This is a genomic window from Streptomyces sp. S07_1.15 (assembly GCF_020739505.1).
Classification (GTDB): Bacteria; Actinomycetota; Actinomycetes; order Streptomycetales; family Streptomycetaceae; genus Streptomyces; species Streptomyces xinghaiensis.
This window is the reverse complement of the sequence record NZ_JAJBZK010000001.1, coordinates 3018867-3032208: the sequence shown is the minus strand read 5'-3', so window position 1 is coordinate 3032208 and position 13342 is coordinate 3018867. Positions and strand designations below refer to the sequence as shown.

Annotated in this window: 11 protein-coding genes; 7 read left to right on the top strand and 4 right to left on the bottom strand. The window is 71.8% G+C overall.

All coding sequences use genetic code 11. The features are described 5' to 3' along the window. Nucleotides 1-98: 98 nt before the first annotated feature. The 4 genes from LIX60_RS12970 (at nucleotide 99) to LIX60_RS12955 (ending at nucleotide 4876) form a co-directional block, all read left to right on the top strand. Nucleotides 99-1325 carry an FAD/NAD(P)-binding oxidoreductase gene (locus tag LIX60_RS12970; protein WP_374117974.1) on the top strand — a complete coding sequence of 409 codons (1227 nt, stop codon included), beginning with the start codon at nucleotides 99-101 and terminating at the stop codon, nucleotides 1323-1325. Between the two features lie 233 nt (nucleotides 1326-1558). After that, nucleotides 1559-2947 (top strand): rhodanese-like domain-containing protein, encoded by a 1389-nt coding sequence (locus LIX60_RS12965; protein WP_227958557.1) that lies wholly within the window; start codon nucleotides 1559-1561, stop codon nucleotides 2945-2947. 274 nt (nucleotides 2948-3221) lie between these two features. Beyond that, nucleotides 3222-3818 (top strand): rhodanese-like domain-containing protein, encoded by a 597-nt coding sequence (locus LIX60_RS12960; protein WP_227958556.1) that lies wholly within the window; start codon nucleotides 3222-3224, stop codon nucleotides 3816-3818. After that, on the top strand, nucleotides 3815-4876 hold the full coding sequence (locus LIX60_RS12955; RefSeq protein ID WP_308101264.1) for a sulfite exporter TauE/SafE family protein: 1062 nt from the start codon (nucleotides 3815-3817) through the stop codon (nucleotides 4874-4876). The genes LIX60_RS12960 and LIX60_RS12955 overlap by 4 nt, the downstream gene beginning before the upstream one ends. A gap of 138 nt (nucleotides 4877-5014) precedes the next feature. Here the strand turns inward: LIX60_RS12955 and LIX60_RS12950 are convergent, their stop codons facing one another. Next, nucleotides 5015-6394: a M28 family peptidase gene (locus LIX60_RS12950; RefSeq protein WP_227958555.1), complete on the bottom strand. Its 1380-nt coding sequence runs from the start codon at nucleotides 6392-6394 to the stop codon at nucleotides 5015-5017. A 431-nt stretch (nucleotides 6395-6825) separates the two neighbouring features. Between LIX60_RS12950 and LIX60_RS12945 the strand changes: the two genes are divergently transcribed. From LIX60_RS12945 to LIX60_RS12935, 3 genes are all read left to right on the top strand, one after another. Continuing rightward, nucleotides 6826-7488: an alpha-ketoglutarate-dependent dioxygenase AlkB gene (locus tag LIX60_RS12945; RefSeq protein ID WP_227958554.1), complete on the top strand. Its 663-nt coding sequence runs from the start codon at nucleotides 6826-6828 to the stop codon at nucleotides 7486-7488. Nucleotides 7489-7648: 160 nt separating this feature from the next. Beyond that, nucleotides 7649-8239 (top strand): Uma2 family endonuclease, encoded by a 591-nt coding sequence (locus LIX60_RS12940; protein ID WP_227958553.1) that lies wholly within the window; start codon nucleotides 7649-7651, stop codon nucleotides 8237-8239. Nucleotides 8240-8317: 78 nt separating this feature from the next. After that, nucleotides 8318-8728, top strand: a complete 411-nt coding sequence (locus LIX60_RS12935; protein ID WP_227958552.1) for an ester cyclase — start codon at nucleotides 8318-8320, stop codon at nucleotides 8726-8728. A 63-nt stretch (nucleotides 8729-8791) separates the two neighbouring features. Here LIX60_RS12935 and rarD read toward each other — a convergent pair whose 3' ends face one another. The 3 genes from rarD to LIX60_RS12920 form a co-directional block, all read right to left on the bottom strand. Continuing rightward, a complete protein-coding gene (gene rarD, locus LIX60_RS12930) occupies nucleotides 8792-9886 on the bottom strand; it encodes an EamA family transporter RarD (protein WP_227958551.1) in 1095 nt (364 codons plus the stop codon). Nucleotides 9887-10069: 183 nt separating this feature from the next. Next, complete coding sequence (locus LIX60_RS12925; protein WP_374117847.1) at nucleotides 10070-11209, bottom strand: 2-oxoacid:ferredoxin oxidoreductase subunit beta; 1140 nt, start codon at nucleotides 11207-11209, stop codon at nucleotides 10070-10072. Then, nucleotides 11202-13151 (bottom strand): 2-oxoacid:acceptor oxidoreductase subunit alpha, encoded by a 1950-nt coding sequence (locus tag LIX60_RS12920; protein ID WP_227958550.1) that lies wholly within the window; start codon nucleotides 13149-13151, stop codon nucleotides 11202-11204. The genes LIX60_RS12925 and LIX60_RS12920 overlap by 8 nt, the downstream gene beginning before the upstream one ends. Nucleotides 13152-13342: the final 191 nt, after the last annotated feature.

The following is a 13342-nucleotide window of genomic DNA, read 5'->3' as shown; positions in this document are numbered from 1 at the left end:
ACGCCGGGCCTGTATACCCCCTGAGGTATTTGCCAACCCTGCCGCGAGTGGTTTACGCTCCCTGCCATGGATACCCATAGGGGTATCGAGAGGAGGTTCTGGACTTGTCCCCCCATTCCACGGAGCCGACGGGCTCCGCCAGCCACCACCACGTGGTCGTCGTCGGCGGCGGAACGGCCGGTATCAGCGTCGCCGCCCGGCTCCGCCGCGCGGGCGTCGGTGACATCGCCGTACTCGATCCCTCCGATACCCACTGGTACCAGCCCCTGTGGACCCTCGTCGGCGGCGGTCAGGCCCCGCTGGAGACGTCACGGCGCTCCGAGGAGTCCCTGATCCCGGACGGCGTGCGGTGGATCCGCGACTCCGCCGTGGCGGTCGACCCGGACGCCCGTACGGTCTCCGTCGCCGGCGGCGGCCGGATCGGCTACGACTACCTGGTCCTGGCCCCCGGCCTCCAGCTCGACTGGGACAAGGTCCCGGGCCTCGCCAAGGCCATCGGCCGCGACGGCGTGACCAGCAACTACGCGTCCGAGTACGCCCCCTACACCTGGGAGCTCATCAAGGGCATGCGCTCCGGCACGGCGGTCTTCAGCCACCCGGCCACCCCGCTGAAGTGCGGCGGCGCCCCGCAGAAGATCGCCTACCTGGCCGCCGACTACTGGCGCAAGCAGGGTGTCCTGGACTCCATCCGCATCGTCTTCGTGCTGCCCGATCCCAAGCTCTTCAAGGTCCCGGTGTGGACCAAGGCGCTGGAGAAGGTCGTCGAGCGGTACGGCATCGAGGTCCGGTACGAGTCCGAGGTGACCGCCGTGGACGGCTCGGCCCGCGAGCTGACCGTCACCGACCTCAAGACCGGCACCGAGGAGGTCCTCGCCTATGACATGGCGCACCTCGTCCCGCCGCAGAGCGCCCCGGACTGGGTGAAGGCGAGTCCGCTCGCCGAGGGCCCCTACGGCTTCGTCAAGGTGGACAAGCACACCCTGCGCAGCCCGGACCACCCGGAGATCTTCGCGCTCGGGGATGTGGCGAACCTGCCCACGTCCAAGACCGGCGCGGCCGTGCGCAAGCAGTCCCCCGTGGTGGTGGAGCACCTGGTCGCCGCCATGAAGGGCGCCGAGGCCGGGGCGCGGTACGACGGCTACACCTCGTGCCCGCTGGTGACCGCGCGCGACAAGATGCTGCTCGCGGAGTTCGACTACGACCTGAAGCCGAAGTCGAGCTTCCCGCTGATCAACACCTTCAAGGAGCGCCGCGACATGTGGGTGTTCAAGCGGTACGTCCTGCCCGTCATCTACTGGCGCGGCATGATGAGCGGCCGCGTCTGATCCGGCCGGTGGTGGTCCGGTCGCCGGTGCCCGCGGGCTCCGGCTTCCGGCCTGCCGGCCCGCCCGTTCTCTTGCCGTTCCTTGCTCCGCCGGCCTTCCCGGCCTGTTGATCCGCTGATTTTCCGCATGACCGGCCGCGGGCCGGAAATATACCCGACTGGGTATCGCTTACCTTCTTATATACCCCCCAGGGTATGAGAGAGTTCCGAGAGATCCCGACACGGAGGCTCCGCATGTTCTTCGCCCAGTACTACCTCGACTGCCTCTCCCAGGCCTCGTACATGATCGCCGACGAGACCACCGGCAAGGCCGTCGTCGTCGACCCCCGCCGCGACGTCACCGAGTACGTGGCCGACGCCCAGGACCGCGGCTTCACCATCGTGGGCGTCATCAACACCCACTTCCACGCCGACTTCATCGCCGGCCACCTGGAGCTCGCCGACCGGACCGGCGCCTGGATCGGCTACGGGCAGCGTGCGGAGACCGAGTACGAGAGCCGCAAGCTGACCGACGGCGAGCGCATCAGCCTCGGTGACGTGACCCTCCAGATCATGGAGACCCCCGGCCACACCCCGGAGTCCGTCAGCGTCCTGGTCTACGAGCACGCCGACGACGAGGTCGCCTACGGCGTCCTCACCGGCGACGCGCTCTTCATCGGCGACGTCGGCCGCCCCGACCTGCTCGCCTCCATCGGCGTCACCGCCGACGAGCTCGGCCGGATGCTCTACGACAGCGTCCACAACAAGCTGATGGCGCTCCCGGACGAGGTGCGGGTCTTCCCGGCCCACGGCGCCGGCTCCGCCTGCGGCAAGAACCTCTCCACCCAGCGGCAGTCCACCATCGGCGAGCAGCGCGCCACCAACTACGCCTGCGCCCCGATGGACGAGGACCAGTTCCTGGCCGTGGTCACGGCGGGTCAGCCCTCCGCCCCCGGCTACTTCGTCTACGACGCGATCCTCAACCGCAAGTCGCACGAGCTGTTCGACCCGAGCACCACGGCGCCCTCCCTCTCCGTGGAGGAGTTCCTGGCCCGCCGGGACGCGGGAGCGGTGATCGTCGACGGCCGCGACCCGCAGGAGTTCGCCGCGGGCCACCTGCGCGGCTCCGTCAACGTCCCGGCCGACGGCCGCTTCGCCGAGCAGGCGGGCTCCGTGGTCGCCCCGGACGCGGAGATCATCGTCGTCGCCCCGGAGGACCGCGAGGAGGAGCTCGTCACCCGGCTCGCCCGGATCGGCTTCGACCACGTGGCCGGCTACCTGCGCGACCCGGAGGGCGTCTTCCCCGGCCTGGCCGCGGAGATGACCCAGGCCAGCCGGGTCACCGCGGACGAGCTCCGCAAGGTGCTCGCCTCCGAGCAGGCACCGGTGGTCGTGGACGTGCGCGGCGGCGGCGAGCGCGAGGAGGGCTTCATCGAGGGCTCCCTGCACATCCCGCTGGCCGAGCTGGCCAAGCGGCAGGACGAGATCCCGGCGGACCGCCCGGTCGTCGTCCACTGCGCGGGCGGCCACCGCTCCTCCATCGGCGCCAGCCTGCTGCGGCACGCCGGCCGCGAGGACGTCTCCGACCTGCTCGGCGGCTACGGCGCCTGGCTGCTGCTGCCCGAGCCCGCGGCCCGGTCCTGACCCGGGCCCCCAGCGCGGTCCGCGCCCGTCCCCCCGGGGCGCGGCCCGTACCGGGCGCCGGCGGCGGAGAAGTCCTGCCCTGACGACACCGCCGCCGGAGCCCGCCGGCTCGCAGGCCCCCGTTACCGGCGAGCCGCCGGCGGGCACCCGGCTCCCCCGGGCCGGGTGCCCGCTCCCGGAAGACCTCCGGAGACCCGAGACCACCGGTCAATACCCCAATGACCCCGGTGCATCCCCAGTGCACCCACGCCCCCGAAACAGTGAGGATCCAGATATGAGCCCCAACTCCACGGGCGACACCACCACCGCGAAGCTCGGTCCGGACGCCCTGCAGGCGCTGATCCGGGACGGCGGAGGCCCCCGCCTGCTGGATGTTCGGACTCCGGGCGAGTTCCAGAGCGTCCACATCCCCGGCTCCTACAACGTCCCGCTCGACACCCTCAAGGAACACCGCCAGGAGCTGCTGACGCACCTGGACGAGGACGTCGTGCTGATCTGCCGCTCCGGTGGCCGTGCGGCCCAGGCCGAGCAGGCGCTGGCCGAGGCCGGCCTCCCCAATCTGCGCGTGCTCGACGGCGGCATGGTCGCCTGGGAGACATCGGGCGGCGACGTCAGGCGCGGAGCCGACCGCTGGGACCTGGAGCGCCAGGTCCGGCTGGTCGCCGGTTCGATCGTCCTGATCAGCGGCATCGCCGGGATCTTCTTCCCGGGCTGGCACCTCGTCGGCACCTTCGTCGGCGCGGGTCTGACCTTCGCGGCGCTCAGCAACACCTGCGCCATGGGAATGATGCTCTCCAAGCTCCCCTACAACCGTGGACCGAAGACGGACCTCAAGACCGTCATCCAGTCGTTGCGGGGTGACCGCGCATGATTGCACTGGTCATCGCCGGATCCCTGCTGATCGGGATCAGCCTCGGCATCCTCGGCGGCGGCGGCTCCATCCTGACCGTCCCGATCCTGATCTACCTGGCCGGCATGGACGCGAAGGAGGCCATTGCCACCTCGCTGCTGGTCGTCGGCGTCACCTCGCTCGCCGGTCTGGTCTCGCACGCCCGTGCGGGCCGGGTCCGCTGGCGGACCGGACTCCTGTTCGGTGTGGCGGGTATGACCGGTGCCTACGCGGGCGGCCGGCTGGCCGAGTTCATCCCCGGGACCGTGCTGCTCATCGCCTTCGCCCTGATGATGCTCGCCACGGCGGTCGCCATGCTCAAGGGCCGCAAGAAGGAGCTCAAGAGCAAGCACGAGGAGATGCCGGTCCTGCACGTCCTGGTGGACGGTGTGGTCGTCGGCCTGGTCACCGGCCTCGTCGGCGCCGGCGGCGGCTTCCTCATCGTCCCGGCCCTGGCCCTGCTGGGCGGGCTCCCGATGGGCGTCGCCGTGGGCACCTCGCTGCTGGTGATCTCCATGAAGTCCTTCGCGGGACTGGCGGGCTACCTCTCCAGCGTGCAGATCGACTGGGGCCTGGCGGGCATCGTCACCGCCGCGGCCGTGGTCGGCAGCCTGGTCGGCGGACGGCTCGCGGGACGCATTCCGCAGGAAACGCTCCGCAAGGGCTTCGGCTGGTTCGTGGTCGTCATGGGCGTCTTCGTCCTCGGCCAGCAGGTCAGCGCGGACATCCGTGAGACCGTGCTGACCAGCCCGGTCACCTGGGCCGTGGTCGCCGTCCTGGCAGCGTTCCTGATCTTCGGAATCCGGCGCAGGAACTGCGCCGCCGGTACCGCCGCCGGCCAGGACGGCCCCGGCTGCCCGGCGGAGCGCGACATCGCCGCACGGGAGGACGCCAAGGCCGCGCGGGCCGCGGAGGACGCGGCCTCCGGCGCGGGGGACCAGCGGCCGGACGACGGCGAGAGCGACGCCGGCGCCGATGCCGCCGAGGCCCGGCGGCGCGAGCGGCAGCGGGCCGGGAGCACCGGCTCGCACCGGGCCTGACCCCTCCGGCCCGGTCTCCGGACCGGAACCCGGCCGCCCCCGGCGCGGCACAGCCCGCGGTGGCACGGTACGCACCGTGCCACCGCGGGCTCGTGTGTGCCGGGGCGGAGCCCGGCCGGGGGTCCCGCGCCGCTCGGCTCAGAAGGTGAGCTTCCAGCTGTCGATGTAGCCGGTGTCCTGGCGGTACACGTCGCGGACCCGGAGCTTCCAGGTGCCGTTCGCCGTCTCACCGGAGACATCGGCCGTGTAAGTGGCGATCACGTCGTCGGCGCCGTCCCAGCTGCTGGAGTCCTTCAGCCGGTACGCGGTGCCGTCCGGGGCCAGCAGATCGATCACCAGATCGCCCCGGTAGCTGTGCTTGATGCCGACCCCGACCTTGAGCGCCGCCGGGGCGCTGCCCGTGCGGCCGGCCACCTCGATGGCCGAGACCGCCTCCGAGGTGCCGTCGGGGATGGTGACGTCGGTGGTGTTCTCGTAGACGCCGGAGGGGTCGTCCGGGCCGCCGCCGTCCGCGCCGAGGGTCCAGACGGCGTGGGCGAGGGCGTCGCTGTTGCGGTCCAGGGCGGTGTCGTTGACGTTCGCCAGGGTGTCGCAGGACGAGTGGTAGCAGTTGTCGAACGACTGCCCGGCCGTGCCGCCCCACTTCTGCGCCTGCGCGGACGACTTGGTGCGGCTCGCGCCGGTGAACAGACCGCCGACCGGGATGCCGTAGTTCTTGAACGAGGCGTGGTCGGAGCGGCCGTCGCCCTCGGTCTCGATCTCCGTCGGCACGCCCTTGGCCGCGAAGAAGTCCTTGAAGACCTTCTCGATGGCCGGGTCGTCGTCGTAGACGAAGTAACCGGGGTTCGGCGAGGCGATCATGTCGAAGTTGAGATAGCCGCCGATCGCCGACCGCTGGGTGCTCGTCAGGTTGCGCACGTAGTAGTTGGAGCCGACCAGGCCCAGCTCCTCCGCGCCCCACCAGCCGAACCGCAGGTGCCGGTCCGGCTGGTGGCCCTCGCGCGCCACGGCGAGCGCGGTCTCCAGGACGGCGGCCGAACCGGAGCCGTTGTCGTTCATCCCGGGGCCGCTGCTCACGGAGTCGAGGTGGGCTCCGGCCATGAGGACGTTCCCGGTGTCGCCGCCGGGCCAGTCGGCGATGAGGTTGTAGCCGGTGGAGCCGTTCGAGGTGAACTGCTGGACGGTGGTGGTGTACCCGGCGGCGTCCAGCTTCGCCTTGATGTGGTCGACGGCGGCCTTGTACCCGGGCCGGCCGTGGGCGCGGTTGCCGCCGTTGGCGGAGGCTATCGACTGCAGATCGGAGAGATGCGCCTTGACGGCGGAGAGCGGGATGTCCGGGGCCGCGGCGGCGGACGCCCGGGGCGCGGAATCCGCGGCGGACGCGGCCGACGCGACGGCGGCCGGGGCGAGCAGCGCGACGGCGGCGGCGGTGGCGAGCGCGGCCGTGGAGGCCCGGCGGGGACGCGGACGTGGTCTTCGGGCGGGGCGGTGCTCGCGGTGCGGGGGAGTGAGGCGCATGGGGGCTCCGTTTCCGGACGTGGGTGCGAACGGTTGGATGACGGACCGCGCGGGCCGCCCCGCGCTGGGTGGGCGCGGGGCGGGATGTTCAGCTGAACGTTCGATTGACGTGGGCATGATGGTCGACTCCGCGCCACGGTTCCGTCAAGACGCAATCCGGACTGGGGCGTTCGGAAATCGGACACAGGGCCCACCCTGGCGTCGGGCAGTCGGGCCGGTCGACCGGCCGTGCCCGGGGGAGGGGAGGAGAGGAGAGAGAGCCGGGGCGCCGCGTGCCGGCCGCTCCGGATTCCGGGATGCGCCCGTCCCGCCCCGCCGCCTAGGGTCGCCGGTGGCGGAGCCGCTGAGCGGCAGAGCGATTGAGCGGCTGAGCGGCCGTCGGCAGGACAGGCCGGAGCGTTGGACAGGGACGGAAACGGTGAGGCCCCCGCATGACCGACGCCCTCTTCCCGCCCGCCCGCCGGGAGATCGCGCCCGGTGCGGTCCATGTGCCCGGCTGGCTGGACCCGGCCGCGCAGCGCCGTCTGGTCGCCGCCTGCCGCGCGTGGGCCCGCGGCCCGGTGCCGATCCGGCACACCCGGCTGCCGCGCGGCGGCGTGATGTCCGTGCAGACGGTCTGCCTGGGCTGGCACTGGTCCCCGTACCGCTACACCCGCACCGCCGTGGACGCGGGCGGCGGCCGGGTCGCCGAACTGCCGGGCTGGCTGGCCGAACTGGGCCGCCGCGCCGTGGCCGAGGCCTACGGGGACCCGGCGGCCGGCACCGCGTACGCCCCCGACACCGCGCTGGTTAACTTCTACGACGGCGCGGCCCGCATGGGCATGCACCAGGACAAGGACGAACGCTCCGCCGCCCCCGTCGTCTCCCTCTCCCTCGGCGACACCTGCGTCTTCCGCTTCGGCAACACGGAGACCCGTACCAGGCCGTACACCGACCTCGAACTGGCCTCCGGCGACCTCTTCGTCTTCGGCGGCCCCTCCCGCTACGCCTACCACGCCGTCCCGAGGACCCTGCCGGGCACCGCCGACCCGGCCCTCGGCCTCACCGGCCGCCTCAACATCACCCTCCGCGAAACGGGCCTCCCCGCGGACTGAGCAGACTGCCCGCCGTCAAGCCGCTGCTGACCGCGTTAGCCCGTCCGGGGGTCCCATCCGCATCCTCCCTCGCGGGTATGCAGCGGAGGCCGAGACTCGGCGGGATACGGACTGCATGGATGCGGCTGCCGGGACGCGCGAGGAGGAGGCGGTAACGACGATGAGCGTCATGAAGCACAAGTGCGTGGACGACCACGAAGGTCCCTGGACCGTGGAAGACGTCCTCGCCCTCCCCGAGCATCCGGCACGCGCCCGCTATGAGCTGGTGGACGGTGTGCTGATGATGTCCCCCGCGCCCGGCTTGGCGCACCAGATTGCTTCCCAGTGTCTCGCACGCGGTATCGATGACGCGATCGCCGCCGCCGGGGCCCCTTTCCTCCTCGTCGAGGCGTCCATCGTGATCGGTGAGTCCCGGCTGTTCATCCCCGACATCGTGGTGGTGGACCGGTCGGCCGTCCGGCGGGACACGGTCGCGGTTCCCCTGGAGGCCGTGCTGCTGCTGGCGGAGATCGTCTCGCCGCACAGCCGCGCGGCCGACCGCGTCCTCAAGCCCGCCCTCTACGCCCAGGCCAAGGTCCCCGCGTACTGGCGGATCGAGCTCGAACCGGAGCCGGCCGTGCTGGTGCACGAGCTCTCCGGGGACACGTACCGCGAAGTCCAGCGCGTCACCGGCAAGCAGAGCGTCGAGGTCGGCGGGGCGTTCCCGGTGGACTTGGACGTCGCGGCCCTGCTGGACGACCTGGAGGACTGAGCTGAGGGGCCGGAGCGTCCCGCCCCGGTGATGGCTCCCGGGGTGACGCGGCCCTCCGTCCGCCGCAGACTGGGCTGCATGGACCATCTCGAACAGCTCTACCGGCACTGGCTGCAGGACCTCTGGGGCGGCGACTTCGACCTGGCGCCCGAGATCCTGACCCCCGGCTTCACCGGCCACTGGCCCGACCGCGACGTGCACGGCCCGGACGGCGCCGTCGAAGCGATCCGCCAGTCCCACGCCCTCTTCGGCGACATCAACACCACCCTCGACGTCGGCCCGGTCATCGACGGGGACCGGCTCGCCGCCCGCTGGACCTTCCACGGCACCTACCAGGGCGGAATCCCCGGCACCACCGCCCCGCCCGGCACCCGGATCAGCTTCACCGGCCACGACATCTTCCGCGCCGAGGGGCGCCGCTTCGCCGAGTACTGGGTGGTCTCCGATGTCCTCGGCATGATGACCCGCCTCGGCGCGCTCGGCGGCTGACGGGCCCCGCCCCGCTCGCCCGTACGAGACCGCGGGCGTCCCGGCCCGCCGCCCCCGGACGGCTCAGGAACCCGCGGTCCCCGGGCCCTCCGCGCGGGCGGTGGCCGCCGCCTCGGTCTCGGTGACGGGGCCCGCCAAGGGGAGATCCGTACGGGGGTGGTCCGCGCCACCGGGCCCGCCGCCGGGCCCGGTGCCCGTCCTCTCCGCCGCCTCTACAGCGGCCGCCGCCTCGGCCGCGGCCTTCTCCGCCGCCGCGGCGCCCGCCCGGCGGAGGTCGCCCCGGGTCCGGTGCGCGGTGCGGAGCGCGTCCCAGGTCAGCAGGGACAGGGCCAGCCAGACCAGGGAGAAGCCGGCCCAGCGCTCCGGCGGCATCTCCTCGTGGAAGACGGCGATACCCAGGACGAACTGGGTGAGCGGGGTCAGGTACTGCAGCAGGCCGATCGTGGACAGCGGCAGCCGGACGGCGGCGCCGCCGAAGCAGACCAGCGGGAGCGCGGTGACCGCGCCGGCGCTGATGAGGAGCACGGCGTGCCCGGTGCCCTCGGTGGTGAAGGTGCTCTCGCCGCGCGAGCCCAGGAAGAGCAGGAAGCCCAGGGCCGGCAGGAACTGCAGGGAGGTCTCGGCGGCCAGGGACTCCAGGCCGTCCAGCCCCACATGCTTCTTGACCAGGCCGTAGAGGGCGAAGGACAAGGCCAGCGAGAGCGCGATCCACGGCAGCTCGCCGTAGCCGAGGGTGAGCACGAGCACCGCGACGGCGCCGATGCCGACGGCCGACCACTGCGCGGGCCGCAGCCGCTCGCGCAGCAGCAGGACCCCGAAGGCGATGCTGACCAGGGGGTTGATGAAGTAGCCGAGGGCGGCCTCGACGACATGGCCGGAGTTGACGCTCCAGATGTACAGGCCCCAGTTGGCCGAGATCAGCGTGGCGCCCAGGGCGATCAGCCCGATCCGCCGGGGCTGCCGCAGCAGCGGACGCAGCCAGGACCAGCGGCGCAGCACCAGCAGCACCAGCCCGACCACGGCCAGCGACCACACCATGCGGTGCGCCAGGATCTCCACCGCGTCGGCGGGTTCCAGCAGCGGCCAGTAGAGCGGGAAGAGGCCCCAGATCCCGTAGGCGGCGAATCCGTAGACCAGCCCGGTCCGGTGCTCGCTCATCGGCTTCAAGGGGTTCCTCCTGGGGCGGCACGGCGACAGCAACGACGGTAACGCCGCCGGGGGGCACCTGTCATGTCCGTATCGCTCCATGGTCATGACGGGAGAGGTAGGGCCCGGCACGAGCAAGGGCCGCTGCCCAGGGGCAGCGGCCCTTGCCTCGGAGCCCGGTTCGGGGCGGGCGGATCAGCCCGCGACCGTCCAGGTGTCGTTGCCGTGGAGGAGGGCGGACAGGTCGCCCTTGCCGTGGCGCTCCACGGCGGCCTCCAGCTGGTCGGCCATGAGGGTGTCGTAGACCGGGCGCTCGACGCTGCGCAGCACGCCGATGGGCGTGTGGTGCAGGGTGTCCGCGTCGGCCAGCCGGGAGAGGGCGAAGGCCGTGGTCGGGGACGTGGCGTGGGCGTCGTGGACCAGGACGGCGGCGGCGTTCTCCGCCGTCACGTCGACGACCAGGAGGTCGCCGGTGGCCTGGTCGCGGACGACGCCTTTGGAGCCGAGGCCGTCGCCGCCCTCCTCCTCGCTCCACGGGAGGCCGAAGCGGATCGGCCGGCCGTGTTCGAGGCGGATGACGGCTTCCTGCGCCTGCTGCTTGTCCTTGAGCACCTCGAAGGCGCCGTCGTTGAAGATGTTGCAGTTCTGGTAGATCTCCACCAGCGCGGTGCCCGGGTGGTCGGCGGCCTGGCGCAGCACCTCGGTGAGGTGCTTGCGGTCGGAGTCGACCGTGCGGGCGACGAAGGACGCCTCGGCGCCGATCGCGAGCGACACCGGGTTGAAGGGCGCGTCCAGCGAGCCCATCGGCGTCGACTTCGTGATCTTGCCGAGCTCGGAGGTCGGGCTGTACTGGCCCTTGGTCAGCCCGTAGATCCGGTTGTTGAAGAGCAGGATCTTGAGGTTGACGTTGCGGCGCAGCGCGTGGATGAGGTGGTTGCCGCCGATGGAGAGCGCGTCGCCGTCGCCGGTGACGACCCAGACGGACAGGTCGCGCCGGGAGGAGGCGAGACCGGTCGCGATCGCCGGCGCGCGGCCGTGGATCGAGTGCATCCCGTAGGTGTTCATGTAGTACGGGAAGCGCGAGGAGCAGCCGATGCCGGAGACGAAGACGATGTTCTCCTTGGCCAGCCCCAGCTCGGGCATGAAGCCCTGCACGGCGGCCAGCACGGCGTAGTCACCGCAGCCGGGGCACCAGCGGACCTCCTGGTCCGACTTGAAGTCCTTCATCGACTGCGGCGCCTCGGCGCGGGGCACCAGGGAGAGCGCCTCGAACGGGGCGGCGGACCTGCCGTTCGCCGCCCCCGCGGTGGCCCCCTCCGTCGCTGTCTCAGTCATCGATGGCCTCCTTGACCACGCCGGCGAGCTGCTCGGCCTTGAACGGCATTCCGTTCACCTGGTTGTACGAGCGGGCGTCGACCAGGTACTTCGCCCGCAGCAGGGCGGCGAGCTGGCCGAGGTTCATCTCCGGTACGACCACCCGGTCGTACCGCTTCAGCACCTCGCCCAGATTCCGCGGGAAGGGGTTGAGATGGCGCAGATGGGCCTGGGCGACGGAACGGCCACCGGCGCGGACGCGGCGCACCGCGGCCGTGACGGGGCCGTAGGTCGAGCCCCAGCCCAGGACCAGCACCTTCGCCTCACCGGACGGGTCGTCGACCACGAGGTCCGGGACCTCGATGCCGTCGATCTTGGCCTGGCGGGTGCGGACCATGAAGTCGTGGTTGGCCGGGTCGTAGGAGATGTTGCCCGTGCCGTCCTGCTTCTCGATGCCGCCGATGCGGTGTTCGAGACCGGGGGTGCCGGGTACGGCCCAGGGGCGCGCGAGGGTGTGCGGGTCGCGCTTGTAGGGCCAGAACACCTCGGTGCCGTCGGCCAGTTCGTGGTTGGGGCCGGAGGCGAAGCGCACGGTCAGATCGGGCAGGTCCTCGACCTCGGGGATGCGCCAGGGCTCGGAGCCGTTGGCGAGGTACCCGTCGGAGAGCAGGAAGACCGGGGTGCGGTAGGCGAGCGCGATCCGGGCGGCGTCGATCGCGGCGTCGAAGCAGTCCGCCGGGGTCGCCGGGGCGACGACCGGCACCGGAGCCTCGCCGTTGCGGCCGTACATGGCCTGCAGCAGGTCGGCCTGCTCGGTCTTGGTGGGCAGGCCGGTGGAGGGGCCGCCGCGCTGGATGTCGACGACCAGCAGCGGCAGTTCCAGGGAGACGGCGAGCCCGATGGTCTCCGACTTGAGCGCCACCCCGGGGCCGGAGGTGGTGGTCACCGCCAGCGCCCCGCCGAAGGCCGCACCGAGCGCCGCGCCGATGGCGGCGATCTCGTCCTCGGCCTGGAAGGTGCGCACACCGAAGTTCTTGTGCTTGGACAGCTCGTGCAGGATGTCCGAGGCCGGGGTGATCGGGTACGAGCCCAGGTAGAGCGGGAGGTCCGCCTGCTGAGACGCGGCGATCAGCCCGTAGGACAGCGCGAGGTTGCCGGAGATGTTGCGGTACGTGCCGGTGGGGAACGCGGCGGCGGCCGGGGCCACCTCGTAGGACACCGCGAAGTCCTCGGTGGTCTCGCCGAAGTTCCAGCCCGCGCGGAAGGCCGCGACGTTCGCCTCGGCGATCTCCGGCTTCTTGGCGAACTTGCTGCGCAGGAAGCGCTCGGTGCCCTCGGTCGGCCGGTGGTACATCCAGGACAGCAGGCCCAGCGCGAACATGTTCTTGGAGCGGCCGGCGTCCTTGCGGGACAGGTCGTAGCCCTTCAGGGCCTCGACGGTCAGGGTGGTCAGCGGCACCGGGTGCACCCGGTACGCCTCCAGGGAGCTGTCGTCCAGCGGGCTGGCGGCGTAGCCGACCTTGGCCATGGCGCGCTTGGTGAACTCGTCGGTGTTGACGATGATCTCCGCGCCGTGCGGCAGGTCGGCGAGGTTGGCCTTGAGCGCGGCCGGGTTCATCGCGACCAGGACGTTCGGCGCGTCACCCGGGGTGAGGATGTCGTGGTCGGCGAAGTGCAGCTGGAAGCTGGAGACGCCGGGCAGGGTGCCGGCGGGGGCGCGGATCTCGGCGGGGAAGTTGGGCAGCGTGGAGAGGTCGTTGCCGAAGGAGGCGGTCTCCGAGGTGAAGCGGTCACCCGTCAGCTGCATGCCGTCGCCCGAGTCACCCGCGAAGCGGATGATCACACGGTCGAGGCGGTGGACTTCCTTGCCCGGCGTGCCGGGCGCACCGGCCGCGCCGGCCGTCCGGTCCCCGGCGGCTGCCCCGCCGTCCTGCTCGGCTGGGCTACTGACCTGGCTGGTCACTGAACTGGACCTCCCTTGAGGCGGCGACTCCGGGATCCGGACACGTCGGCCGGCCGTCCCGCTGGCCACTCTACGTCGGTAAGGGTGGCCTTCCCTGGATAGTTCATATGGTGGACATGATTATGAGACGGACATGAAAGGTCAGCATCGGTCATTTCCGCCATTCCCCCGTACCTTTCCGGGCTTTCTCC

Excerpts from the sequence above, each read along its gene's own strand:
- LIX60_RS12965 (WP_227958557.1), top strand. The coding sequence starts at position 1,559 with ATGTTCTTCGCCCAGTACTACCTCGACTGCCTCTCCCAGGCCTCGTAC.
- LIX60_RS12960 (WP_227958556.1), top strand. The coding sequence starts at position 3,222 with ATGAGCCCCAACTCCACGGGCGACACCACCACCGCGAAGCTCGGTCCG.
- LIX60_RS12955 (WP_308101264.1), top strand. The coding sequence starts at position 3,815 with ATGATTGCACTGGTCATCGCCGGATCCCTGCTGATCGGGATCAGCCTC.
- LIX60_RS12950 (WP_227958555.1), bottom strand. The coding sequence starts at position 6,394 with ATGCGCCTCACTCCCCCGCACCGCGAGCACCGCCCCGCCCGAAGACCA.
- LIX60_RS12945 (WP_227958554.1), top strand. The coding sequence starts at position 6,826 with ATGACCGACGCCCTCTTCCCGCCCGCCCGCCGGGAGATCGCGCCCGGT.
- LIX60_RS12940 (WP_227958553.1), top strand. The coding sequence starts at position 7,649 with ATGAGCGTCATGAAGCACAAGTGCGTGGACGACCACGAAGGTCCCTGG.
- LIX60_RS12935 (WP_227958552.1), top strand. The coding sequence starts at position 8,318 with ATGGACCATCTCGAACAGCTCTACCGGCACTGGCTGCAGGACCTCTGG.
- rarD (WP_227958551.1), bottom strand. The coding sequence starts at position 9,886 with ATGAGCGAGCACCGGACCGGGCTGGTCTACGGATTCGCCGCCTACGGG.
- LIX60_RS12925 (WP_374117847.1), bottom strand. The coding sequence starts at position 11,209 with ATGACTGAGACAGCGACGGAGGGGGCCACCGCGGGGGCGGCGAACGGC.